The 24,018-nt window shown below is 68.3% G+C and carries 22 protein-coding genes; 11 read left to right on the top strand and 11 right to left on the bottom strand.

Features of this window, described 5'->3' with window-relative positions; genetic code table 11:
• The first annotated feature begins 129 nt into the window (after positions 1–129).
• Positions 130–342 (top strand): hypothetical protein, encoded by a 213-nt coding sequence (locus ACAM51_RS09340; RefSeq protein ID WP_369643377.1) that lies wholly within the window; start codon positions 130–132, stop codon positions 340–342.
• Between the two features lie 60 nt (positions 343–402).
• On the opposite strand, the gene ACAM51_RS09335 is transcribed toward ACAM51_RS09340, so the two are convergent.
• On the bottom strand, positions 403–2,340 hold the full coding sequence (locus ACAM51_RS09335) for a sigma-54-dependent Fis family transcriptional regulator (RefSeq protein ID WP_369643376.1): 1,938 nt from the start codon (positions 2,338–2,340) through the stop codon (positions 403–405).
• A gap of 310 nt (positions 2,341–2,650) precedes the next feature.
• Here ACAM51_RS09335 and ACAM51_RS09330 point away from each other — a divergent pair, with 310 nt between their 5' ends.
• Entirely contained in the window at positions 2,651–4,174 is a 1,524-nt protein-coding gene (locus ACAM51_RS09330; protein ID WP_218296144.1) for an aldehyde dehydrogenase family protein, read from the top strand.
• Between the two features lie 175 nt (positions 4,175–4,349).
• The gene (locus tag ACAM51_RS09325; protein ID WP_218296143.1) at positions 4,350–4,727 is read left to right on the top strand and encodes a DUF779 domain-containing protein; all 378 of its coding nucleotides are present in this window, start codon (positions 4,350–4,352) and stop codon (positions 4,725–4,727) included.
• Between the two features lie 18 nt (positions 4,728–4,745).
• Here the strand turns inward: ACAM51_RS09325 and ACAM51_RS09320 are convergent, their stop codons facing one another.
• From ACAM51_RS09320 to ACAM51_RS09275, 10 genes are all read right to left on the bottom strand, one after another.
• Positions 4,746–5,777, bottom strand: a complete 1,032-nt coding sequence (locus ACAM51_RS09320) for an SDR family oxidoreductase (RefSeq protein WP_369643375.1) — start codon at positions 5,775–5,777, stop codon at positions 4,746–4,748.
• Positions 5,778–5,848: 71 nt separating this feature from the next.
• The gene (locus ACAM51_RS09315) at positions 5,849–5,998 is read right to left on the bottom strand and encodes a hypothetical protein (protein ID WP_218296141.1); all 150 of its coding nucleotides are present in this window, start codon (positions 5,996–5,998) and stop codon (positions 5,849–5,851) included.
• A gap of 146 nt (positions 5,999–6,144) precedes the next feature.
• A complete protein-coding gene (locus tag ACAM51_RS09310) occupies positions 6,145–6,903 on the bottom strand; it encodes a S9 family peptidase (RefSeq protein WP_218296140.1) in 759 nt (252 codons plus the stop codon).
• The gene (locus ACAM51_RS09305) at positions 6,887–8,050 is read right to left on the bottom strand and encodes a DUF3182 family protein (protein ID WP_369643374.1); all 1,164 of its coding nucleotides are present in this window, start codon (positions 8,048–8,050) and stop codon (positions 6,887–6,889) included. The genes ACAM51_RS09310 and ACAM51_RS09305 overlap by 17 nt, the downstream gene beginning before the upstream one ends.
• Positions 8,051–8,344: 294 nt before the next feature.
• Positions 8,345–8,998 (bottom strand): hypothetical protein, encoded by a 654-nt coding sequence (locus ACAM51_RS09300; protein WP_369643373.1) that lies wholly within the window; start codon positions 8,996–8,998, stop codon positions 8,345–8,347.
• A gap of 92 nt (positions 8,999–9,090) precedes the next feature.
• The gene (locus tag ACAM51_RS09295) at positions 9,091–9,303 is read right to left on the bottom strand and encodes a hypothetical protein (protein WP_369643372.1); all 213 of its coding nucleotides are present in this window, start codon (positions 9,301–9,303) and stop codon (positions 9,091–9,093) included.
• Positions 9,304–9,685: 382 nt separating this feature from the next.
• Positions 9,686–10,966 carry a benzoyl-CoA 2,3-epoxidase subunit BoxA gene (gene boxA, locus ACAM51_RS09290; protein ID WP_369643371.1) on the bottom strand — a complete coding sequence of 427 codons (1,281 nt, stop codon included), beginning with the start codon at positions 10,964–10,966 and terminating at the stop codon, positions 9,686–9,688.
• 40 nt (positions 10,967–11,006) lie between these two features.
• Positions 11,007–12,434, bottom strand: coding sequence for a benzoyl-CoA 2,3-epoxidase subunit BoxB (gene boxB, locus ACAM51_RS09285; protein ID WP_369643370.1), 1,428 nt, complete (start codon positions 12,432–12,434; stop codon positions 11,007–11,009).
• Between the two features lie 34 nt (positions 12,435–12,468).
• Positions 12,469–14,139: a 2,3-epoxybenzoyl-CoA dihydrolase gene (boxC, locus tag ACAM51_RS09280; RefSeq protein WP_369643369.1), complete on the bottom strand. Its 1,671-nt coding sequence runs from the start codon at positions 14,137–14,139 to the stop codon at positions 12,469–12,471.
• A gap of 143 nt (positions 14,140–14,282) precedes the next feature.
• Positions 14,283–15,224 (bottom strand): helix-turn-helix transcriptional regulator, encoded by a 942-nt coding sequence (locus tag ACAM51_RS09275; protein WP_369643368.1) that lies wholly within the window; start codon positions 15,222–15,224, stop codon positions 14,283–14,285.
• A gap of 250 nt (positions 15,225–15,474) precedes the next feature.
• Between ACAM51_RS09275 and ACAM51_RS09270 the strand changes: the two genes are divergently transcribed.
• The 8 genes from ACAM51_RS09270 to ACAM51_RS09235 all read left to right on the top strand — a co-directional run bounded on the left by ACAM51_RS09270 (position 15,475) and on the right by ACAM51_RS09235 (position 24,009).
• Positions 15,475–15,942, top strand: a complete 468-nt coding sequence (locus ACAM51_RS09270; RefSeq protein ID WP_218296132.1) for a DUF4863 family protein — start codon at positions 15,475–15,477, stop codon at positions 15,940–15,942.
• 210 nt (positions 15,943–16,152) lie between these two features.
• Positions 16,153–17,703, top strand: a complete 1,551-nt coding sequence (locus ACAM51_RS09265; protein WP_369643367.1) for a 3,4-dehydroadipyl-CoA semialdehyde dehydrogenase — start codon at positions 16,153–16,155, stop codon at positions 17,701–17,703.
• Between the two features lie 79 nt (positions 17,704–17,782).
• The gene (locus ACAM51_RS09260; RefSeq protein ID WP_369643366.1) at positions 17,783–19,333 is read left to right on the top strand and encodes a benzoate-CoA ligase family protein; all 1,551 of its coding nucleotides are present in this window, start codon (positions 17,783–17,785) and stop codon (positions 19,331–19,333) included.
• On the top strand, positions 19,330–20,154 hold the full coding sequence (locus ACAM51_RS09255; protein ID WP_369643365.1) for an alpha/beta fold hydrolase: 825 nt from the start codon (positions 19,330–19,332) through the stop codon (positions 20,152–20,154). The genes ACAM51_RS09260 and ACAM51_RS09255 overlap by 4 nt, the downstream gene beginning before the upstream one ends.
• Positions 20,151–21,323, top strand: coding sequence for an ABC transporter substrate-binding protein (locus ACAM51_RS09250; RefSeq protein ID WP_218296128.1), 1,173 nt, complete (start codon positions 20,151–20,153; stop codon positions 21,321–21,323). Before ACAM51_RS09255 ends, ACAM51_RS09250 begins: the two co-directional genes overlap by 4 nt.
• A gap of 42 nt (positions 21,324–21,365) precedes the next feature.
• Positions 21,366–22,238: a branched-chain amino acid ABC transporter permease gene (locus ACAM51_RS09245; RefSeq protein WP_218339737.1), complete on the top strand. Its 873-nt coding sequence runs from the start codon at positions 21,366–21,368 to the stop codon at positions 22,236–22,238.
• A 98-nt stretch (positions 22,239–22,336) separates the two neighbouring features.
• A complete protein-coding gene (locus tag ACAM51_RS09240) occupies positions 22,337–23,260 on the top strand; it encodes a branched-chain amino acid ABC transporter permease (RefSeq protein WP_369643797.1) in 924 nt (307 codons plus the stop codon).
• On the top strand, positions 23,257–24,009 hold the full coding sequence (locus tag ACAM51_RS09235; protein WP_369643364.1) for an ABC transporter ATP-binding protein: 753 nt from the start codon (positions 23,257–23,259) through the stop codon (positions 24,007–24,009). The genes ACAM51_RS09240 and ACAM51_RS09235 overlap by 4 nt, the downstream gene beginning before the upstream one ends.
• Positions 24,010–24,018: the final 9 nt, after the last annotated feature.

The raw sequence follows: 24,018 nt of genomic DNA, 5'->3' as shown, positions 1-24,018 counted from the left end.
CGATGTCTGTAGGAAAGCGGCGCGCCGCGGCCTCCGAAGAAGGCGCAAGGGGCCATTGGCCTACACCGTTGGCGGACTCCGCTGCCGACAATCAAAGGTCCAACGTGGCGAACGGATGAGGAGGTTTCCATGCCCGGTGAACTCGAGGAAGAGAACGTTTTTGGCACGGCGGATGCAAGCTCCTACTCCGCGGTGCTCTGCAGGACGCCGCAGGGGCGCTACACCGTGCAGAGCCTTCTGATAGACGGACACAATGTGCCGGTCCGCGATGCCTCCTGGGCCACGCGCGAAGAGGCCATCGATGCGCTCAAGGAATACGCCAAGGGAGACCGGCAACCGTAAGGCCCGCGATCCCCGAGCGGATGTCGGCAGCGCCAGCGCCGTGGCGCGGCAGGGGCCTGGTCACCCGGGCGGGTGGGCGAGCCTCTCCCTGCGCATTGCCAGCTTGCGGTAGAGCGTCTGGCGGCTGATGCCCAGGGTGCGTGCCGCGTGGCTCACGTTGCCACGGCAGCTCTCCAGGGCCTGCTGAATGGCGGATTGAGACAGTTCGTCCAGGTTCTGCGGCGGGGGCGGGGCTTCCTTTGGCGCGCAGAACCGGTCGGCCCGCCGGAGTTCGTCCTGGAAGTCGTCCGGCAGGTGGTGCCATTCGAGCACCTCCTCGTGCGGCTCCAGCATCGCGCAGGTGGTCCGCAGCACGCTGGCGCATTGCCGCAGATTGCCGGGCCAGGGGTACTGTTCCAGCATCGCCATCAGCGACGGCGCCAGCCGCAGGGCGCGGGAGGGCTCGATGTCCTCCAGCATCCTCGCGCTCAGCGCTTCGAAATCGGTGCGTTCACGCAAGGGTGGAAGCTCGACCGCGAGGCCATTGATCCGGTAGTACAGGTCGGCGCGAAAGCGCCCCTGCTCCGCCTCCTCGCGCAGCTTGCGGTTGGAGGCGCAGATGAGGGCGAAGTCCACGGCCACCGGGTGGCCGCTGCCCAGGGGGACCACCTGCCGCTCCTGCAGCACCCGGAGCAACCGCGTCTGCAGGGCCGCCGGCATGTCGCCGATCTCGTCGAGGAACAGCGTGCCGCCCTGGGCCTCGCGCAGCAGGCCCAGGCGTCCTTCGCGGCGCCCGCCGGTGAACGTGCCGGGTGCGTAGCCGAACAGCTCCGACTCGATCAGCGCCTCCGGCATGGCCGCGCAGTTGATGGCGATGAAGGGGCCGTCGCGGCGCGGTCCGCTCTGGTGCGCGCCCCGCGCGAACCATTCCTTGCCCACGCCCGATTCGCCCTGCAGCAGCAGGGGAATGGGCTTGTCGAGGATGCGCCGTGTCTTGGCTGCCGCCATGCGCCAGCGCGCATCGCCGGTGTCCAGGCGCGCCAGGGCATCCGGGGGAGCGCTGGAGGGCGCGGCGGGGGCGAGGGGGCGCACGGTGCGCTTGTCGGGCACCAGTTGCCCGAAGAGCTGGGAGCCATCGTGCCTGCGCAGGGAAAGCGGCGCGTCGGGGCGGCGCTGGTGGCGGGACAACAGATCCTCTAGGCCTGGATGGAGGATCTGGTCCAGCGAGACGCAGCCCAGCTGCGCGATGGAAAGGCGCAGCAGCGCCAGCGCGCTGCGGTTGCCGCCGACCACCCAGCCGTCTTCCGACACCAGCGCGATGCCTTCGGCCACGGTGCCAATGCCCTCCGGGTGGGGGTGCAGGTGCAGGCGGATGTGGCGCTGGCTTGCGGACACGAGCAGCCGGTTTTCGATCATGTGGGCGGCGGTGCTCACCAGCCCCAGCGTGTGCGGGTTGCCCCGGCTGTGCTCGCTGGAGATGTCCAGAATGCCCAGCAGCTGCCCCGTGGCAGACAGGATGGGGGCCGCCGCGCAGGTCAGGAAACCGTTGCGCTCCAGGAAATGCTCCGCGCCATGCACTTCCACGGGCGCCATTTCGGCCAGCGCGGTGCCGATGGCGTTGGTGCCGCGCTGCTTTTCGTGCCACGAGGCGCCACTGGTCAGGGCCACCCGTTCGGCCTTGCCCAGGAAGTAGGCGTCGCCACAGGTGTCCACCAGCGTTCCGCAGGGGCTGGCCAGCACCACCACGCTCTGGCTGTCGCGCACCTGCTCGAACAGGTACTCCATGACGGGGCGCGAATGCGCCAGCAACTCCTGGTGGTGGCCGCGCAGCTGCCGCAGGGCTTGCTGTTCCAGGTTGTCGGGGCTGCCCAGCCGCCCGGTCGGCCGCAGGCCGCTGTCCATGCTGCGCTGCCACGACCGCGTCAGGCGCTCGTCCACAAGCCCGCTGGGGCATTGGCCTGATTCCAGCAGGTGCTGGCGGGCCTGCCGCAGTGCCACAGATGTGGAAGTGGATCGCATGGTGTTTGTCTCCTGCCCGGGCGTCATGAACGCGCCCTGTTTGAAAGCCAGTATGGCGGTGGCCAGAGGCCAGGGCAATAGCGATGGCCGCGGGGCTGCTTCAACTGTTCCATTTCGTGACAGGTGTCGCGTTCTGGAGCGGACACCTTAACGGCCGATGGGTTGTGCTTTCTTGCGAACGCGCAAACAAAGCCATAAAAATCAACCACTTGGAAGATTGGCTGGGTTGGCACGGGTTTTGAGTCATGTCCTCTATCTGGCGGCGCGCTGTGCCGAGCAGATGTCCACAAATCCACCGGAGACAGACAACATGACCGTTTACGCAGCCCCCGGCGCCGCTGGCGCCAAGATCGCCTACCAAGCCCAGTACAACAACTTCATCGGCGGCAAATTTGTGGCCCCGGTCAAGGGCCAGTATTTCGATGTCATCTCGCCCGTGAACGGCAAGGTCTACACCCAGGCCGCCCGCTCCACTGCCGAAGACATTGAACTGGCGCTGGACGCCGCGCATGCCGCTGCCGATGCCTGGGGCAAGACCGACGCCGCCACGCGCGGCAACATCCTGCTGAAAATTGCCGACCGCATTGAGCAGAACCTGGAGCTGCTGGCCTATGCCGAAACCGTGGACAACGGCAAGGCCATCCGCGAAACGCTGAACGCCGACATCCCGCTCACCGTGGACCATTTCCGCTACTTCGCGGGCTGCGTGCGGGCGCAGGAAGGCGCGCTGTCCAACATCGACGAGAACACCGTGGCGTACCACATCCAGGAGCCGCTCGGTGTGGTGGGCCAGATCATTCCGTGGAACTTCCCGATCCTGATGGCCGCCTGGAAGCTGGCGCCTGCGATTGGTGCGGGCAACTGCGTGGTGCTCAAGCCCGCCGAGTCCACGCCCATCTCCATCCTGATCCTGGCCGAACTGATCGCCGACCTGCTGCCGCCCGGCGTGCTCAACATCGTGAACGGCTATGGCCGCGAGGCGGGCATGCCGCTGGCCACGAGCAAGCGCATCGCAAAAATCGCCTTCACCGGCTCCACCAGCACGGGCCGCGTGATCGCGCAGGCCGCCGCCAACAACCTGATCCCCGCCACGCTGGAGTTGGGCGGCAAGAGCCCCAACATCTTCTTCGCGGACGTGATGGACAAGGACGATGCCTTCCTGGACAAGGCCATCGAGGGCCTGGTGCTGTTCGCGTTCAACCAGGGCGAGGTCTGCACCTGCCCCAGCCGCGCGCTGATCCAGGAGTCGATCTACGACAAGTTCATGGAACGCGTCTTGAAGCGCGTGGCCGCCATCCAGCACGCCAACCCGCTCGATACCGACAGCATGATGGGCGCGCAGGCCAGCAAGGAGCAGCTCACCAAGATCCTGTCGTACCTGGACCTGGGCAAGCAGGAAGGCGCCGAAGTGCTGGCCGGGGGCGGCCAGGCCCACCTGGGCGGCGACCTGGAAGGCGGCTACTACGTGCAGCCCACGCTGTTCAAGGGCCACAACAAGATGCGCATCTTCCAGGAAGAAATCTTCGGCCCCGTGCTGGCCGTGACCACCTTCAAGGACGAGGCCGAGGCGCTGGCCATCGCCAACGACACGCTGTACGGCCTGGGCGCCGGCGTGTGGAGCCGCAACGGCAACGTGGCCTATCGCATGGGGCGCGCCATCAAGGCCGGCCGCGTATGGACCAACTGCTACCACGCCTATCCCGCGCACGCGGCGTTCGGCGGCTACAAGGAGTCGGGCATCGGGCGCGAGACGCACAAGATGATGCTCGACCACTACCAGCAGACCAAGAACCTGCTGGTGAGCTACTCAGAAAACAAACTCGGCTTCTTCTGATTTGGTGGGTTGTGGCCCACAGGGCGCCGCTGGCGTCGTTGCGCCGTCTTGCCCTGGCGCTGCCGCTGCCTGCGACGACGCGCCTGGCCATCGACGCTCTGTGAACCACCGTGACGCTGCTGCGAAATTACTTTCAGCACAGCAGCGTTTTTTGTCGGCACATCAGGAGATCACCATGGTCGAGAGAGTCATTGCCACCGAGGCAGCCCTGGCGCTGATCGCGCAGCTGCAGGCGCAGCATGGCAGCGTGTTGTTCCACCAGTCGGGTGGCTGCTGCGACAACAGTGCGGCCAACTGCTATCTGCCCACCGATCTCACGATTGGAGCCAGCGATGTGCTGCTGGGCGATGTGGGCGGCGCGCCGTTCTACATCGGCAAATCCCAGTACGAGTACTGGAAACACACGCAGCTCATCCTGGATGTGATCGACGGGCACGGCGGCACGTTTTCGCTGGAAGGCAGCACGGGCAAGGCGTTCCACACCCGCTCGCGCCTGTTCACCGACGGGGAGTGGGCCGAGATCGAACCACGGGTCAGCCAGGATCTGGCGTGATGCCGCACGCCGCTTTCTTCACGCGCCGTCTCCCGCGTTGCCCGTGATGGGCAGCACGGTGCCGGTGATGTAGCTGGAGCAGCAGGGGGCCGCCAGGAACACATAGGCGGGAGAAATCTCCTCGGGCTGTGCAGGGCGGCCCATGTGCGTCTTTTCGCCAAACCTGGCAATGTCCCCGGGCGCCTTGTCCGCGGGGTTGAGGGGCGTCCACACGGGCCCCGGGGCCACCGCGTTCACGCGGATGCCCCGCTCGGCCAGGTTGTGGGCCAGGGCCTTGGTGAAGGCATGGATGGCGCCTTTGGTGGCGGAATAGTCCAGCAGTTCCTTGCTGCCGCGCAGGCCGGTGACCGAGCCGGTGTTGATGATCGAATCGCCCCGGTGCAAGTGGGGCAGGGCTGCCTTGGCCATGTAGAAGTAGCCATAGATGTTGGTCTGGAACGTCTCGTCGAAACGCTCCGCCGTCAGCGCTTCGAGGGAGTCCGCGTGCTCCTGGAACGCGGCGTTGTTGACCAGCACGTTAAGTTTGCCAAACGCCTTGACCACCTGCCGCACGGCGCCGGCGCAGAATGCCGCGTCCTTGACGTCGCCGGGTATCAGGATGGACCGGCCGCCCTCGGCCTCCACCAGCTCGCGCGTCCGCTGGGCATCCTCGTGTTCGGCCAGGTAGGCGATGGCGACATCCGCGCCCTCGCGGGCAAACAGCACCGCCACCGCACGGCCTATCCCGGAGTCGCCCCCGGTAATGAGGGTGGAGAACCCCGTGAGCTTGCCGCTGCCCCGGTAGTGGGGTGCCTCGAACCTCGGCTTGAGCTGCATCTCGGCCTCGCTGCCGGGTTTGGCAAGGTGCTGGGCCGGCAGCGGGGGGGCGGGTTCCGAGCGCCCGGGGCCGGGCGCGGGGGCCTTGCCCCGGGCCGAAGCGGGCGCTGCCTTGGCCGGGCGGGCGCGCTCGTCGCGGCGGTCCTGCGCTGCCTGGATCTTCTTTTGCTTCGCGGCCGTGGCCGTGGCCCGTGCGGCCGGGGTGGACGGGGCTGTCTTGGATGATGGCTTCATGGCAAGGCTTCTTCACATGCGGTGGATGGGAAACGGGCGGCGTCGGGCCGGCGCGTGGTGTGCAATCGCGGTCAGCCCAGCGGCTTCCATAGCGGGGGCTCGGGCTCGGGAAACCGCAGCGGCACCTGGCGGGGCCGGGCCATGGCTTCCCACTGGCGCATGCGCTTGAGTTCGCGGGGCTTGAGGTGGGGATCGGAACCGGAGCGGTGTGTCTTGGACATGGTGTTCTCCAGGGCGGCAGGGAAGAAGCTCCATTAGCCCTCCGCGCGCGCGGCGGCCGTGTCGGACAGTTTTGACTGTGCCCATCGGATGGATGCGGCGAAGGCCCGGTGGGTGGCGTGGCGCCTCCGGCGCCCGCCGGCCTACGTCACTTCTTGCCGGAGGGCTGTCCGTTCTTGGCCAGCCCCAGCATTTCCGACATCCAGGTCACCAGCATCGCGGTGTAGGCCTCGCTCCATTCGGGTTTGGACAGGCTGTGGTCTGCCTGCTTGATCACCCGGTAGGTCATGGAGTGGGTGCGCAGGAACGCGGCGCGGTAGTTCTCGATGACCGGGTGTGGGACGATGTGGTCGAGTTCGGATTCGACCAGCAGCACATCCCCTTCGAAGACCGCGCTGGCCGCCAGGGCGCGGTTGCTGTCGGAGGCGAGTTTCATGGCGCGGTAGCGGGATATCTCCTGGCGGTCGAGGTTCTGCTTGGACACCAGCCAGTCCTCGTCCTTGTAGAGCGCGGGAGCGCGCAGCGCCATCCACCGCAGGGGCCGCAGCGCGCTGAGCACGGTGGCCAGGTAGCCGCCGTAGCTGCTGCCCACCACCGCCACGGAGTTGGCGTCCACCGCGGGGTGGCCCGTGAGAAGGTCGTAGGCGGCGAGCATGTCGTTGAGGTTGTCTTCCCGGGTGACCGTGTCGCGGTGGGCCTTGTCGCTGGCATGGCCCCGCAGGTCGAAGGTCAGGCAGATGCACCCCAGGGCGGCGATGGCATGGGCGCGCGCAAGGTACTGCTCCTGGCTGCCGTCCCAGCCGTGCACCAGCATGACGCCCGGCACCACGGTGTCGGGCGCGACCAGCGTGCCCGCGATCGTGCGGTCCCCCGAGGGAATCTGGATCGCCCTATGCCGCGTGGCCATCGCGATGCACCAGGGCGTATTTGGTCAGCAGGCCCACTTCGGGATCCTCTCCCCGGAAGTACTCGGTCGCCGCTGCCGGAAGGGGCTCGAAGCGGCCATACGTCTCCACGCAGCTGGCCTGCACCGAGCGCAGGGAGCGGTCGGCGTGAAAGGCTTCGAGCGCGGCCACTTCGGCGCCGGTGGCGCCGCCGATCCTCCAGGATTGCTCCAGCACCCCCGAGCACCACCGGCCGTCGGCCGCGATGCCCTGCGCGACGTCGTAGTTGATGCGCGAGGCGAAAAACCCCGGAAAGCATTCCCGCACCGCGGCGTCGTACGCCAGGGCCTGATCGACCGCCTTGCGGACGGGGCCGGGCGGGAGCGTGGACAGGAGCGCGTGGAAATCGCCCCGCACCACGGTCAGGTCGGAGCCGCCGTAGGCCATCGCGCCGGTGTTGTTCTGCGTGAGGCGCTGCCTGCCGTGGTACGAGGCCAGGATGCCCGCCACGCGCACCTGGCCCACGCTCAGCGTGTCCACCTGGGAGAGGTTGTGCTCCAGCACGATGCCCTGCTCGACCAGGGCCGCCTTGCCCAATGCCGCCAGGCAGGCGGAGAGCGCGCGGGTGTCGGGCACCACCGTCTGGCCGCGCCCTCCGGTCTCGCCCACGGGCTTGACCCGCACGGGACCCAGCGCCAGCAGTTGTTCACCGGCCTCCTGCGCATCCCGGCTGGAGAACGCGGTGTAGCCCGGCAGCACGGCGGCGCCGACCCGGCGGGAAAACGCCTCGCTCCAGCCTTGCGGGGCCGCGGCCGTGGCCGACACCAGGGGATGGGTGATGGCCTTGGTGGCGACGAAGGCATGGGGCACCACGCCGCCGAACAGGTCGTCTTCTCCCAACAGGCCCAGGCGCTGCGCCGTGGACGCCACGAGGGTGTCGCTGGGCACGAGGTAGGTGCGGCGGGTCCACAAGGGCTGGGGCACCTCTTTCATGAAGGGGCAACCCTTGAGCGCGGCGACATGGCGGGCGATCTGCTCGCGCGTCACGTGTTCGTGCACGCTCGAGTGCCCCTTGATGCCCTGCGTGAACGGCATGACGATTTCTGTCTGGGCGGATGATCTGGAGGGCGAGGGGCGGAGAGCGTCACCGTATGCGGACAAGGCGGTCATGCGGATTCCTTTGCTCTCGGAAACGGCGAGAGGGGCCGGCGGCGCCATCGCCAGGGGGATGCCGCCATCGTATTTTTGGACCGCCGGGCCTGTTGTAGGACGAATGAGCAACTGTGGCGCGGAGCGCGCCAGCCGGGAACGCCAGGGGAAGCCCGACCCGTTCCACGCGGGCAGGAATAAGCCGCCCACTCCCGCGCGGGGGAGGGGCGGCCAGGGAGTCAGGGGCGCCGCGTCACGGGCCGGGTCACCGGCGAACGTGCGCCCGCCGGCCTTCCTCAAGGAGCGGCGCCGCCGTCAGCCTGCGTCCTTGGATTTGCCGGATGTGGCGCCGGGATTGCTGGTGCTGCTGCTGCCCGTGGCACCGGCCTGGCCCTTGGAGGGGGACTGCTGGTTGCGCGAAGTGCGCCAGGTATTGAAGTCGTCGGAAAACTTCTCGTAGCGCTCCTTGCGCCACGACTGGTAGTCCTCGTCCAGCAGGCGCAGCTGTTCCTGCCGCCATTGCTGGTAGTCGGGGTCGTGGTGACCCTGGCGGCCCTGGGAGGGCCCGCGCAGCTCATCGTCGCTGCCCCAGTGCCCACCCCCTCGGGCATAGCCCGCGCGGTCCTGGTCCTGGTAGTCCCGGTAGTCGCTGTCGAAGCGGCTGTTCGGCGGGTGGTACATCTCCCGGCCATCGTTGCGGTAGCCGCCGCCTCCCTGGAACCGGTCCGGCGAGGAAAAACGGTCACGGCCCTCGCGCGGCGGCAGGCCCAGGCCAGCGTTGCCACGGTAGTCGTTGCGCACCATGCCGTACTGGCCGTACCGGTCATCCAGCTCGGGGGCGTAGCCCGGGCGCTGGTCATCGCGGTCCATGCTGCCGCGGTGGGCGCGTTCGGCATACCGCCCTTCGTCATGGTCCCGACCCATGCCATGGCGGGAAAAGCCGCTGTCATCACTGTCTCGATAACCCATTTTCAATTCTCCTGGTGTGTTGGTCCGTTCATGGTTGCTGGCTGGTCAGCCAGGGTTGCGAGGAAATGCCTGCCGGTGCCTACAAGGCCGGCTCAGCGCTGGTTCTGGGAAGAGCGGCGGGAAGAGTCGCCTTGCTGCTCGCGGCTTCCCTGGTTGCCGCTGGAGCCCGGGCGCTCGTTCTGCCCCTGCTGGCGGCTGCCGGAAGCGCCGGTGCTCTGCTCCGCCTGGCGGTTGCCCGAACTCTTGCGCTGGGAGTCGCTGTCGTCGGTGTATTGGTTGTGGCCTTGGGGGTTGTTGTTGGGCATGGAATATCTCCTGATGATCAAAAAAAATGCACACGAAGGCCGTGTGTGAATTCATTTTGAAAATCTGCGGCAGCGATTTCTGTAGGTTCCGTCCTATAGGCGGGTCGGTTTTTTTCCATGCGGCGGCGTCAGGCCACGCGCATGTGGCAGCGCGCAGGCGAGCGGGTGGCGGGGACGCGGCTGGCGCGGGGCCGAGCGGCCGCTGCGCGGCCGCAGGGGGCGAGTGCGGCCAGGGGGCCTAGGGGCATGCGGAGCGCCGACAATAGATAAATTGCTATTAAATATATAGCTTATGGCGCTTGTGTATCAAGCGCTGAGGTCTGTTTTCAATGAAAAATTGGCGGCGGCCCCCGCTCCGCAGGGGACTGCGCCAGGCCTGCCGTCAGTAGGTTTCCAGGTGCAGTCGCCCTTCGCGCTGGAGCACTGCGCCCACCTGTTCCCACTCCAGGCCGCTGTCGCGGGCGATGTCGCGCAGCGCCATCACCACGCCTTCTTCCATGCTCTTGAGGCCGCAGACATAGAAGTGGGTGTTCCCGTCGCGCAGCAGCGCGGCCAGGTCGGCGGCGCGCTCGCGCATCAGGTCCTGTACGTAGCGCCGGGGCTGCCCGGCCGTGCGCGAGAACGCGAGGTTGATGTCGATGAAGTCCTTGGGCAGGCTTTGCAGCGGGCCGAAGTAGGGCAGCTCCTGCTGGGTGCGCGCGCCGAAGAACAGCAGCAGCTTGCCGCCCTCGAACTTGCCGCTGCTGCGCAGGCGGCGGCGCCATTCGGTCATCGCGCGCATGGGCGCGCTGCCCGTGCCGGTGCAGATCATCACGATGTGCGAACGGGGGTGGTTGGGCATCAGGAACGAGCTGCCGAACGGCCCCACCACCTGCACCTTGTCGCCCACCTTCAGGTCGCACACGTAGTTGGAGGCCACGCCGCGCACGGCGTTGCCGTCGTGGTCGGTGGTCACGCGCTTCACGGTGAGCGCCAGGTTGTTGTAGCCGGGCCGCTCGCCGTTGCGCGGGCTGGCGATGGAGTATTGGCGCGCATGGTGCGCCTTGCCCAGCACGTCGGTGCCCGGCGGGACGATGCCGATGGACTGCCCCTCCAGCACCGGGAACGGCATGCTGCCGAAGTCGAGCACGACGTGGTGCGTCTCGCTTTCAAAGCCTGCTTCGGTGCAGTTGAAGTTGCCCACCACCGTTGCCGTGGTGGGGCTCTTGGGCGGGAACAGGTTGGTGTAGGGGTGCGCGGCCGACCAGGGCGGCACGGTGGCGCCGTACTGGGCGGAACGGAAGGCCTGCGTGCCCGGCTCCACGGGCGCGGCCGGTGCGGACGACGCCAGTGCGGTGTCCATGGCCGAGGGCGCTGCGCCTTCGGCGGCCAGCACATCGGGCGCCAGTTCTGGCGGCAGCGCCTCCCAGGTGAGCTGTTCTTCGATCGTGTACGCGCGCGCCACCGGCATGGTGCGCCAGTTGTCGATGGAACCCGTGGGGCAGGGCGAGATGCAGGCCATGCAGCCGTTGCACACGTCGGCCCGCACGACGTAATTGTTGTCGTCGTGCGTGATGGCGCCCACCGGGCAGGTCGCCTCGCAGGTGTTGCAGCGGATGCAGATCTCGGGGTCGATCAGGTGCTGCTTCAAGATGCCGTTGTCGATCAGCGTGGTGGTGTCCATATTTTTCTTCCAGCAAGTCTCCCGGCAGCGGCTCAGGGACTCAATTGAACCGGACGTACTCGAAATCGATAGGCTGGCGGTTGATGCCCATCACCGGGGGCGCGATCCAGCCGGCGAACTTGCCCGGCTCGACCACGCGGCCCATCAACGATGCCACGAAAGCGAAGTCTTCGGCGCTCGGCAGCCATTCATCGCGCTTCGCGGCCCATTCGACCTCGTTCACCACGCGGCCGTCGGGCGACATCTTGATGCCGGCCAACGCACCGATCTGGCGGTTGAACGCCTTGTGCGGCACCGACAGGCGCGTGGGAATCCCGGCCTTTTCCAGCACCTTGTTCCAGCGGCCCACGCCGGCCATCGAGTCCTTGATGAAGTCGTCGCGCAGCACCTCGTTCAGGGCGTTGAGCATGGGCACGTCCTTCTCCAGCAGCTGGCCGTCCTTGACCTCCAGCACCTTGTAGGTCTGGCCCTTGAGAATGTGGTCGTCGGTGCGCTTGCTTTCTTCGTAGCGGCCCTTGAGGCCCGAGCTGTAGAAGATGGCCGCGTTGCTCGACTGGTCGGCGCCGAACAGGTCGATGGTCACGCTGTAGTGGAAGTTGAGGTAGCGCTGCACCGTGCCGAGGTCGATGGCGCCGGCGGCGCGCACCTTGGCCGGGTCGTCGGTTTTCAGCTCGTTCATCACCTGCGCGGTGCGCGCCAGCACGCGCGACACGCCGCTTTCGCCCACGAACATGTGGTGGGCCTCTTCGGTCAGCATGAACTTGGTGGTGCGTGCCAGCGGGTCGAAGGCGCTTTCGGCCAGGGCCGAGAGCTGGAACTTGCCGTCGCGGTCGGTGAAGTAGGTGAACATGAAGAACGCCAGCCAGTCGGGCGTCTTCTCGTTGAAGGCGCCCAGGATGCGCGGGTTGTCCACGTCGCCCGAGGTGCGCTGCAGCAGTGCCTCGGCCTCCTCGCGGCCGTCGCGGCCGAAGTGCTTGTGCAGCAGGTAGACCATGGCCCAGAGGTGGCGGCCCTCTTCCACATTGATCTGGAACAGGTTGCGCAGGTCGTACATCGAAGGCGCCGTCAGGCCCAGGTGGCGCTGCTGCTCCACGCTCGCTGGCTCGGTGTCGCCCTGCGTGACGATGATGCGGCGCAGGTTGGCGCGGTGCTCGCCGGGCACGTCCTGCCAGGCCTTCTCGCCCTTGTGGTCGCCGAAGTGGATCTCGCGGTTGGCGTCGCCCGGGTTCAGGAAGATGCCCCAGCGGTAGTCGCGCATCTTCACGTGGCCGAACTGGGCCCAGCCCTGCGGGTCGACGCTCACGGCGGTGCGCAGGTAGACCTCGTGGTTGGTCGAGCCTTCGGGGCCCACGTCGTCCCACCAGTTGATGAAGTTGGGCTGCCAGCCTTCGAGCGCACGCTGCAGCGTGCGGTCTTCGCCGAGGTTGACGTTGTTGGGGATCTTCTCGCTGTAGTTGATCGTGCTCATCGTTGTTCCTTGGGTTGTGCGGAGGGCTGCGGATTCAAACGCGGTTCAAGTCGAAGCCGGCCTTTTCGCCGGTGCCGTAGACCTTCAGCGCGCCCTTTTCGCCGACGGCGTTGGGGCGGTTGAAGATCCAGTTCTGCCAGGCCGTGAGCCGGCCGAAGATGCGGGTGGCCATGTTCTCCTTGCTGGCAAAGCGCAGGTTGGCCTCCAGCCCGGTCAGCGCGTCGGGCGACATGGCGGCGCGCTCCTCGATGGCCATGCGCAGTTCGTCGTCCCAGTCGATGTCGTCGGGCGCGGCGGTGACCAGGCCCAGGGCCAGGGCCTCGTCGGCGTCGAGCGGCTTGCCAGCCGCGGCGCGCGCGGCGTCGAGCGGCGCGGCCTCTTCATAGAAGCGGCGCTGCAGGCGGCTCTGGTCGTTCACCATCGGGAAGAAGCCGAAGTTGAATTCGTTGAGCGTGAGCTTCGGCGCGCGCCCGGCGTCGTCGGGCAGGGCCAGCATGTAGGTGCGGTCGGCCGCGAAGGCCAGCTCGGCCAGCGTGCCGGCGAAGCACGAGCCCTCCTGCACCACCGCGAACAGGGTGCGCGAGGACACGTCCAGCCGTGCCAGCGCGCGGCGCAGCGCGCCGATGGTCTCGCGCACCAGCCAGTGGTCCTTGTGGGCCAGCATCACCGCGTCGGAGGCGAGCACGGCCTGCGCGTCGCCCTCGGTCTTGAGCAGCCAGGTGCCGATGTCGAGCTCGTTGGTGCGCAGGTTGAGGATGGCGTCGTCGAGCTCGCGCGCCAGGGCCAGCGGCCACCAGGCGGCCCCAGTGGCCTCGATGGCCGCGATGTCGGCGGGCTGCGCGCCGGTGGGCGCCTTCAGCGTGAGGGTGGCCGTGCGCCTGGCGCGGTCGATCTGCACCTCGACATGCGAATAGCGCAGGCTGTCCGCGCCGTCCTCGCGCTCCAGGCGGCTCAGGGCCACGCCCTGGGCGCCGACCGGGCGGTCGCTGCCGGCGGCCAGCTCGGTGGCGCGCGCCTGCACGGCGGCGGCGAACTGGGCAGGTTTGGCCACCGCATCCACCAGGCGCCAGTCCACCGCGCGCTGGCCGCGCACGCCTTCGACGCTGGTGCAGAAGATGTCTGCCAGGTCGTGGCGCACATGGCGCTTGTCGGTCACGCGGGTCAGGCCCCCGGTGCCGGGCAGGACGCCCAGCAACGGCACTTCGGGCAGCGACACCGAGGAAGAGCGGTCGTCCACCAGCAGGATCTCGTCGCACGCCAGGGCCAGTTCGTAGCCGCCGCCCGCGCAGGCACCGTTGACCGCGGCGAGGAACTTCAGGCCGGAGTGCTTCGACGAATCCTCGATGCCGTTGCGCGTCTCGTTGGTGAACTTGCAGAAGTTCACCTTCCAGGCGTGGCTGGAGACGCCCAGCATGAAGATGTTGGCGCCGGAGCAGAAGATGCGGTCCTTGCCGCTGGTGACGATGACGGTGCGCACGCCCGGGTGCTCGAAGCGCACGCGGTTGAGCGCGTCGTTGAGCTCGATGTCCACGCCCAGGTCGTAGCTGTTGAGCTTGAGCTTGTAGCCGGGGCGGATGCCGCCGTCTTCGGCGATGTCGAGCGACAGGCGGGCCAACGGACCCTCGACCGCCAGTTTCCAGTGGCGGTACTGCGTGGGATCGGTGCGGTAGTCAACGCGGGAGGGTGCGGTGGTCTGGGCGGTCATGGGGCGTCTCCGTCAAAAACTGCGAACAGGAATAATAATGCATAAATCAATCGACTGATGTGCATCATGATGCATGTTTGCGAGCGAGTCAATGCATGCCGCGGTTTTTTGCTGGATTTATGGCGCGCGGGGGCGCCGGGGTGTCAGTGCGGCGGGTGGGTCATCAGCTTGCGCACCCCGGCGCGCAGCTGCCGCAGGCTTTCCTCGAGGTTCTGCCCCGAGGTGTCGATGGTGAGATCGGCCTTGGAATAGAAGGCGGCCCGGCCTTCCAGGATGCGGCGCAGGTCGTCCATGGCTTCCTTGCTCGCGGCCATGGGGCGCATGTCGCCCTGGGCCAGCACGCGGCCCATGTGCTCCTCGGGGGCGGCGCGCAGCCACACGGTGGTGCAGTGCGCGAGCAGTTCGTTGAAGGTGGCGGGGTCCGAGACGATGCCGCCGGGGGTGGCGATCACCACCTCGCTGTGGATCTGCACGATCTCTTCGAGCGCGCGGCGCTCGTAGCGGCGGTAGGCGGTGGTGCCGTACAGGTCGTGGATCTCGCGCACGCTGCAGCCCGCCAGGGTTTCGATCTCGCGGCTCAGCTCGATGAACGGCACGTCCAGGTCGCGTGCCAGCAAAGGCCCCAGCGTGGACTTGCCCGCGCCCCGCAGCCCCACGAGCGCGATGCGCCGGTGGCGCGCCGTGTCGCTCGCGCCGCTGCTCAGCAGCTCATGCAGCGCCAGCCGCGCGCGGCGCAGCTCGGGTTCGCTGCGGTGCTCCAGCAGTTCGCGGATCAGCAGCCATTCGGGCGAACGGGTGGTGAAGTCGCCCACCAGCTCGGCCAGCGAGCAATGCAGCGCGCCCGCCACCTGCTGCAGCACCAGGATGGACGCGTTGCCCGTGCCGTACTCCAGGTTGGCAAGGTGCCGCTCCGACACATCGGCCGCCATGGCCACCGCCTTGCGCGTGAGCCCGCGCTGCGCCCGCAGGTTGCGAACGCGTTCGCCGAGGGCGGCGAGCAGGGGGTTGCGGGCCTCTTCGGTGGGCGCAGCCGTGCCGCCGCCAGCGAAAGGTGGCAGGGTGACTGTGTCTTCTTGTTCGTTCATGTCCATCCTCATTCACGTCGGCTGCGGCGTGGCATTTTGCGGTGCGTGCCCCGGGCTTCAAACGCTTTTGAAGGCGTTCGGCCGCCGCTAGGGGAAAACACTATACATGCACTATAATGCTTGACACTGCATCAAGCATTAACTATTGTTCGTGTGCAGGCAAGATACTGCACATTTCTCCATCCCACAAGAACACATATCAAGCCTTGTGCACGCTGCACTCCATTGTCCCAGCCACCCACGAGTCGCCATGTCCGATAAAGCAGCATTTCATGAAGCCCTGTCCGCATTGACGGGCCAGATCGCGGGCCGTGCCCTGGACGGCGACCTGCAGGCCTGGCTCAACCAGACCCACGGGCCCGCCAGCGCGGCCTACCAGCAGCTCAAGGCGGGGTGCCTGGCCGGCGTGGCGCAGGGCTGGCTCTGCGAGCGCGAGGGCGGCGGCATCCGCTACGGCCGCGTCTTCAAGGCAGACGACGCGCTGCACCGCTTCTCGGTGGATGTGGTGGACATGCAGGACATCGCCGGCCCGCACCATACCCATCCGCTGGGCGAGATCGACCTGATCATGCCGCTGGAGGGCGACGCCACCTTCGACGGGCATCCCGCCGGCTGGTGCGTGTACCCGCCCGGCAGTGCCCACCGCCCCACCGTGGCGCAGGGCCGCTCGCTGGTGCTCTACCTGCTGCCCGAAGGGCAAATCCAGTTCAGCAAGTGAAACACCCCCCTGAGTCGCTTCGCGCCTTCCGCCTCTCTCATATTGCTCCGCAATCTGGGAGGGGGACGCCCCCGGTGCACGCAAGCGGAATGCCGCCTGCGCGGCATGGCGGCCCTTGCACGGCGACGCTGGCCGGGACCATGCCCATTTCGTGCGCCGCGCGCTGATGACCGATAACCCGCTTTTTTTTCTGCCTATCTCTCTATCTGTATGACCGAACTGCTCCCCAACTACGCCGCCGGACGCTGGCAAACCGGCCAGGGCCCGGGCGCCGTGCTCAAGGACCCGGTGCTGGGCCATGACCTGGTGCGCGTGGATGCCACCGGGCTCGACCTGCCCGAGGCCTTCCGGTTCGCCCGCGAGCAGGGCGGCTCGGCCTTGCGTGCGTTGACCTACCGGCAGCGTGCCGCTCTCCTGGGCGCCGTGGTCAAGGTTCTGCAAACCCACCGCGACGCCTACTACGAGATCGCCACGGCCAACGCCGGCACGGTCAAGAACGACTCCGCCGTGGACATCGACGGCGGCATCTTCACGCTGGGCCAGTACGCCAAATGGGGCGACGCGCTGGGCGACCTGCGCGTGCTGCGCGATGGCGATGCCGCCAGGCTCGGCAAGGAGCCCGTGTTCCTGTCGCAGCACCTGCAGGTGCCCACGCGCGGCGTGGCGTTGTTCATCAATGCCTTCAACTTCCCGGGCTGGGGCCTGTGGGAGAAGGCGGCGCCCGCGCTGCTCTCCGGCGTGCCGGTGATCGTCAAGCCCGCCACGTCCACGGCCTGGCTCACGCAGCGCATGGTGCGCGATGTGGTCAATGCGGGCGTGCTGCCGGCGGGCGCGCTGTCGGTCATCGCAGGCAGCTCGGCCGGGCTCATGGACCAGCTCGGGCCGTTCGATGTGGTCTCGTTCACCGGCTCGGCGGACACGGCCGGCATCATCCGCGCGCACCCTGCGGTGGCCGGGCGCTCGGTGCGCGCCAACATCGAGGCCGACAGCCTCAACAGCGCCTTGCTGCTGCCCGATGCGGCGCCCGGCAGCGACGCCTTCAACCTGCTGGTGCGCGAAGTGGTGCGCGAGATGACGGTCAAGTCGGGCCAGAAATGCACCGCCATCCGCCGCATCCTGGTGCCGGCAGACGTGTACGGCGCTGCGGCCGAGGCCATCGGCGCCAAGCTCGCGGGCGTGACGGTGGGCAACCCCCGCAACGACGGCGTGCGCATGGGCTCGCTCGTCAGCACCGCCCAGCTGCACGCCGTGCGCGAAGGGCTTGCGCAGCTGTGCGCCCACGCCGACATCCTGCACGACGGCCGCCACCAGCCGCTGGTGGATGCCGACCCCGCCGTGGCCGCCTGCATCGGCCCGGTGCTGCTGGGTGTGCACGACGCCGATGCGGCGGCCGTGGTGCACGAGGTCGAGGTGTTCGGCCCCGTGGCCACGCTGGTGCCCTACCGCGATGTGGACCACGCTGTAGCGCTCGCACAGCGCGGCCAGGGGTCGCTGGTGGCATCGCTGTACGGGGCCGACGAGGCCGCGCTGGGGCATGCCGCCGTGCAGCTCGCAGCCAGCCATGGCCGCGTGCACGTGGTGACGCCCGACGTCGCCCAGGCCCACACCGGTCACGGCAACGTGATGCCCATGTCGCTGCACGGCGGCCCGGGGCGTGCGGGCGGCGGGGCGGAGCTGGGAGGCCTGCGGGCGCTGGGCTTCTACCACCAGCGCAGCGCCGTGCAGGCCAGCCCCGGTGTGCTGGCCGCGCTCGGCCTCTGACCGCCCAGGCGCAGACCACGGCAGCCGCCAGCCAGCACGCACCACCAGAAAAACGCCAGCGAACCACGGAGACATCGCCATGACCACCCTGCCAGAGCGTTTCAACTTTGCACAGCACCTGTTCGACCTGAACCGCGACCACGCGCAGCGCACGGCCTACATCGACGACCGCGGCATGCTGAGCTACGGCGACCTGCAGGACCGCGCCCGGCGCCTGGCCGGTGTGCTGGTGGATGCCAGCCTGCGGCGCGAAGAGCGGGTGCTGATGCTCATGCACGACACCAGTGACTGGCCCGTGTGCTTTCTGGGCTGCCTGTACGCCGGCGTGGTGCCCGTGGCGGTGAACACGCTGCTCACGGCGGACGACTACGCCTACATGCTGGGCCACAGCCGCGCGCAGGCCGTGCTGGTCTCGGGCGCGCTGCTGCCCGTCCTGCAAGACGCGATGGCGCGCGGTGGCCATGAGGTGTCGGCGCTGTGGGTGTCGCAGCCCACGCAGGCACTCCCGGCCGGCGCCGTGGGCCTGGACGAGGCCATTGCCAGCGCCCAGCGCCTGCCAGCGCCCGCAGCCACCGGGCCCGACGACCCGGGCTTCTGGCTGTATTCGTCGGGCTCCACCGGCAAGCCCAAGGGCACGGTGCACACCCACGGCAACCTCTGGTGGACGGCCGAGCTGTACGGCAAGCCCGTGCTGGGCCTCACGCGCGACGATGTGTGTTTCTCGGCGGCCAAGCTCTACTTCGCCTATGGGCTGGGCAATGCGCTGACGTTCCCGCTGTCGGTGGGCGCCACGGTGGTGCTGATGGCCGAGCGGCCCACGCCCGATGCCACCTTTCAGCGCTGGGTGGACCACCGGCCCACCGTGTTCTTCGGTGCGCCCACCGGCTTTGCGGGCATGCTCGCATCGCCCCGGCTGCCGGCGCGCGCCCAGGTGGCGCTGCGCATGTGCTCGTCCGCCGGCGAGGCGCTGCCCGCCGAGATCGCCCAGCGCTTCAAGGCGCATTTCGGCTGCGACATCATCGACGGCATCGGCTCCACCGAGATGCTGCACATCTTCTTGTCCAACAGCCCGGGCGACATCCGCTACGGCACCACGGGCAAGCCCGTGCCGGGCTACGAGGTCGAGCTGCGCGGCGAGGACGGCAGCCCCGTGGCGGACGGCGAGGTGGGCGACCTCTACATCCAGGGCCCCAGCGCCGCGCTGATGTACTGGAACAACCGCGACAAGACGCGCGACACCTTCCAGGGCGGCTGGACCAAGAGCGGCGACAAGTACGTGCGCGATGCGGACGGCTACTACACCTACGCCGGGCGCAGCGACGACATGCTCAAGGTCAGCGGCATCTACGTGTCGCCCTTCGAGGTCGAGGCCACGCTGATGCAGCACGCCGCCGTGCTGGAGGTGGCCGTGATCGGCAAGCAGGATGGCGAGGGCCTGACCAAGACCAAGGCCTTCGTCGTGCTCAAGGACGGCCAGAGCGCGACGGAAGAGGAGCTCAAGGCCTTCGTCAAGGACCGCTTGGCGCCCTACAAGTACCCGCGTTTCATCGAGTTCGTGCCCGAGCTGCCCAAGACCGCCACCGGCAAGATCCAGCGCTTTCGCCTGCGCGAGCAGGAGGCCCGGGCATGAGCGCCACGGAGAGCTCCGGCGACGCGGCGTCTCTGGCCAGTATCTCCTGGCGGGGGCAGGCCGTGCAGGTCGAGTACCAGTGGATAGCGCCCGAGCGCACGCAGGCGCCGCTGGTGGTCTTTCTGCACGAAGGGCTGGGCTCGCTGGCGATGTGGAAGGACTTCCCGCAGCGGCTGTGCGCGAACGGCGGCTTTCGGGGCCTGGTGTTCTCCCGCCCCGGCTACGGCCGTTCCACGCCGCGCGCGGCCGATGAACGCTGGGGCGTGGACTTCATGCACCGGCAGGCCGAGGAGGTGTTGCCCGCGCTGCTGCAGGCGCTGGGCGTGAGCGAAGCGCCCTGGCTGTTCGGCCACAGCGACGGCGCCTCCATCGCGCTGCTGTACGCCGCCCGCTTTCCGGAGCGCGTGGCGGGCCTGGTGCTGCTGGCGCCGCACATCTTCGTCGAGGACGTGACCATCGCCAACATCGAACAGGCGCGTGCCGCCTACGAGACCACCGACCTGCCGGGCAAGCTGGCCCGCTACCACGACGACCCCGATTCGGCCTTCTGGGGCTGGAACCGCATCTGGCTCGACCCCGCCTTTCGCGGCTGGAGCATCGTGGCCGACATCGCCGCCGTGCGCGCGCCCGTGCTGGCCGTGCAGGGTCTTGACGACGAATACGGAACGCTGGCGCAGATCCGCGGCATTGCCGAGCGCGTGCCGGGCACCCGGCTGCTGGAGCTGCCCGCCTGCGCGCATTCCCCCCACCGTGACCGGCCCGGCGACGTGATCGCCGAGACGGTGGCGTTCATCACGACAACATCCAGGAGACAACCATGACATCTCGCTACGCACGCACGGCATTCGCAGCGCTGGCACTGGCCTGCGGCGCCACCGCAGGCACGGCCCAGACCACCGACAAGCTCAAGGTGGGTCTCATGCTGCCGTTCAGCGGCACCTTCAGCGCGCTGGGCGTTGCCATCGAGAACGGCTTTCGGCTGCACGTGGCCGAGCAGGGCGGCAAGCTCGCGGGCCGCGAGATCGAGTTCTTCAAGGTCGATGACGAGTCCGACCCGGCCAAGGCCACCGACAACGTCAACAAGCTCATCAAGCGCGACGGCGTGGACGTGATCGTCGGCACCGTGCATTCGGGCGTCGCCACGGCGATGGCGCGCGCCGCCAAGCAAAGTGGCACCCTGCTCATCGTGCCCAACGCGGGTGCGGACGCGGTCACGGGTGCGCTGTGCGCGCAGAACATCTTCCGTTCGTCGTTCTCCAACTGGCAGTCGTCCTACGGCATGGGCACCGTGGCCGCGAAGCAGGAGAAGAAAAAGACCGCCGTCACCATCACCTGGAAGTACGCCGCCGGCGACGAGATGACCGAGGCCTTCAAGGAAGGCTTTGAAAAGGAAGGCGGCAAGGTCGTCAAGCAGCTCACCGTGCCGTTCCCGAACGTGGAGTTCCAGGCGCTGCTCACCGAGATCGCGGCCACCAAGCCCGACGTGGTGTTCGCATTCTTCGCGGGCGGCGGCGCGGTCAAGTTCGTCAAGGACTACGCGGCCGCCGGGCTGAACAAGGTCACGCCGCTGTACGGCTCGGGCTTTCTGACCGACGGCACGCTGGAGGCGCAGGGCGATGCCGCGCAGGGCCTGCTCACCACCCTGCACTACGCCGACGGCCTGAATACCCCGCGCGACAACGCGTTCCGCACCGCCTACGCCAAGTCCTTCAAGCTGCAGCCCGACGTGTACGCGGTGCAGGGCTACGACGCCGCCCAGATCCTGGCCACGGGCCTGAAGGCCGTGAAGGGCGACATCGCGAAGAAGGCCGATTTCGCCGCCGCCGTGCAGAAAGCCACCATCGACAGCCCGCGCGGCCCCTTCACCATGAGCCGCGCCCACAACCCCGTGCAGGACATCTACCTGCGCAAGGTGGACGGCAAGGAGAACAAGGTCGTCGGCGTGGCCGCCAAGGCGCTGGCCGACCCCGCGCGCGGCTGCAAGCTGTAAACGGCTGGCTGACCGTCTCCGTCAACACAGGACACACCTTCCATGGACATCGGCACCTTCCTGGTCCAGTGCCTGAACTCGGTCCAGTACGGGCTGCTGCTGTTTCTGGTGGCATCCGGGCTGACGCTGATCTTCGGCATCATGGGCGTGATCAATCTCGCGCACGGCAGCTTCTACATGATCGGCGCCTACATGGCGTTCGCGCTGTCGCCGCTGTTCGGCGACCAGTTCCTCGTCATGCTGCTCGCGGGCATCGCGCTGGCGGCGGTGCTGGGCTACCTGCTGGAGTGGGCGTTCTTCAGCTACCTGTACCAGCGCGACCACCTGCAGCAGGTGCTGATGACCTACGGGCTCATCCTCGTGTTCGAGGAACTGCGCTCGCTGCTGGTGGGCAACGACGTGCACGGCGTCAAGGCGCCTGCGTGGCTCGATGGCAGCTTCGCGCTGGGCGAACTCATGAGCTACCCGTGGTACCGCCTTTTCGCGTCGGCGGCCTGCATCGTGCTGGCCGTGGGGCTGTACTGGGTGGTCAACCGCACCCGCCTGGGCATGATGGTGCGCGCTGGCGCCAGCAACCGCGACATGGTGCGCGGCCTGGGCATCGACATCCGGCGGCTGTACCGCATCGTCTTCGCGGCGGGCGTGGCGCTGGCGGCGCTGGCCGGGATGATCGCCGCGCCCATGTCCTCGGTGTACCCCAACATGGGTGCCAGCGTGCTCATCATCTGCTTCGTGGTGGTGGTCATCGGGGGCATCGGCTCCATCACCGGGGCGCTGGTGGCGTCGCTGCTGGTGGGGTTTGTCGATACCTTCGGCAAGGTGTTCTTCGCGGAGATCAGCGGCATGGGCGTGTACCTGCTGATGGCGGGCATCCTGATCTGGCGGCCGGAAGGCCTGATGGGGCGCAAGGCATGAGCGCCGTGCACCCCACCACCGCCGCCGCGCCTGCGGACACCGCCACTGCGCCGCGCGGCGGCTGGCGCATGCGCGCACTGCTGCCCGCCGCCGTGGCCATGGCCGCCGCCATCGCCGGGCCGCTGCTGGGCCCCTACTGGGCCGACCTGCTGGTCAAGGTCATGATCCTGTCGATCTTCGCGCTCAGCCTGGAACTGCTGGTGGGCATGACGGGGCTGGTGAGCCTGGGGCATGCGGCCTTCTACGGCATCGGCGCCTATGCCACCGTGCTGGGCTCGGGGGCGGAGGGCGGCAACCTCATCGTGCTGATGCTGGGCGCCATGGGGGCGGCTGCGCTGTACGCGCTGTGCGTGGGCGCCCTGAGCCTGCGCACCCGCGGGGTGTACTTCATCATGGTCACCCTGGCCTTTGCGCAGATGGCGTTCTTCGTGTTCCACGACACCAAGGTGGGCGGCGACAGCGACGGCATCTACCTGGACGTGCGGCCCACGCTTGGCGGCCTCAGCCTGGAGTCGCGCCACGCTCTTTTCTACCTGGTGCTGGCAGCATTGGCGGGCACCTACGGCCTGCTGGCGCTGGTGCGCAGGTCGCGCTTCGGGGCGGCGCTGGCGGGCATCCGGGTGAACGAGCAGCGCATGCGCGCTGCGGGGTTCGCCACCTATGGCTACAAGCTGGCGGCCTTCGTGATGGCAGGGGCGCTGGCGGGGCTCGCGGGCTCCCTGCTGGCCGTGCGCGATGGCGTGGTGAACCCGGAGCTGCTGTCCTGGCACACCTCGGGCGACGTGCTGCTCATGGTCATCCTCGGGGGCATGGGGCATCTGCGCGGCGCGGTGATCGGGGCGGTGGTGTTCACGCTGCTCAAGGAGCTGCTGTCCACCCACGCCCTCATGGGGCCGTTGGCAGACCACTGGCAGCTCACCCTGGGCCTGACCATCATCGTGTTCGTCGCGGTGCTGCCGCAGGGGCTGATGGGCCTGGCGCAGCGTTTGGGACAACCCATCGGAAAGGGCGGAAAGGCATGAGCGCTCAACCCCTGCTGTCCGTGCAAGGGCTCACGCGCCGGTTCGGTGGCCTGGTGGCGGTGAATGCCGTCACGCTCGACCTGCGCCAAGGCGAGGTCCACGCGGTCATCGGCACCAACGGCGCGGGCAAGTCCACCCTGATCAACATGCTGTCGGGCGAGATCGAAGCGTCCGAGGGGCGCATCACCCTGGGCGGGCAGGACATCACCCGCCAGTCGCAGGCGCGCCGCGCGCTGGCGGGCGTCGGGCGCAGCTACCAGCGCACCACGATCTTCCCGGAGTTCACCGTGCACGAGAACTGCCGCCTGGCCGCGCAGGCCGCCACGCCCCGGCCCTGGGCCTTGTGGCAGGCGGCGCGCCACTGCGCCGACAGCAATGCCACCGCCGCGGCGGCGCTGCAGGCGGCCGGGCTTGCGGCAGACGCACGGCGCACCGCCGGTGCGCTGAGCCACGGCGCCAAGCGCCAGCTCGAGGTGGCCATGTGCATCGCCACCCGGCCGCGCGTGCTGCTGCTGGACGAGCCGCTGGCCGGCATGGGCGCGGAGGAGACCGAGCGCATGCTGGCGCTGCTGGCCGACCTGAAACCGCACCACGCGATCCTGCTGGTCGAGCACGACATGGACGCCGTGTTCCGCATCGCCGACCGCATCACCGTCATGGTCAACGGCACGGTCATCGCCAGCGGCAGCCCGGCAGAGATCCGCAACAACCCCGAGGTGCGCACCGCCTACCTCGGAGAAGGGCATTGATGTGATGAC

Source organism: Acidovorax sp. A79 (genome assembly GCF_041154505.1).
GTDB lineage: Bacteria > Pseudomonadota > Gammaproteobacteria > Burkholderiales > Burkholderiaceae_C > Acidovorax.
Note: the sequence above shows the minus strand (reverse complement) of the source record. Positions and strands in the feature narration are given on the sequence as shown.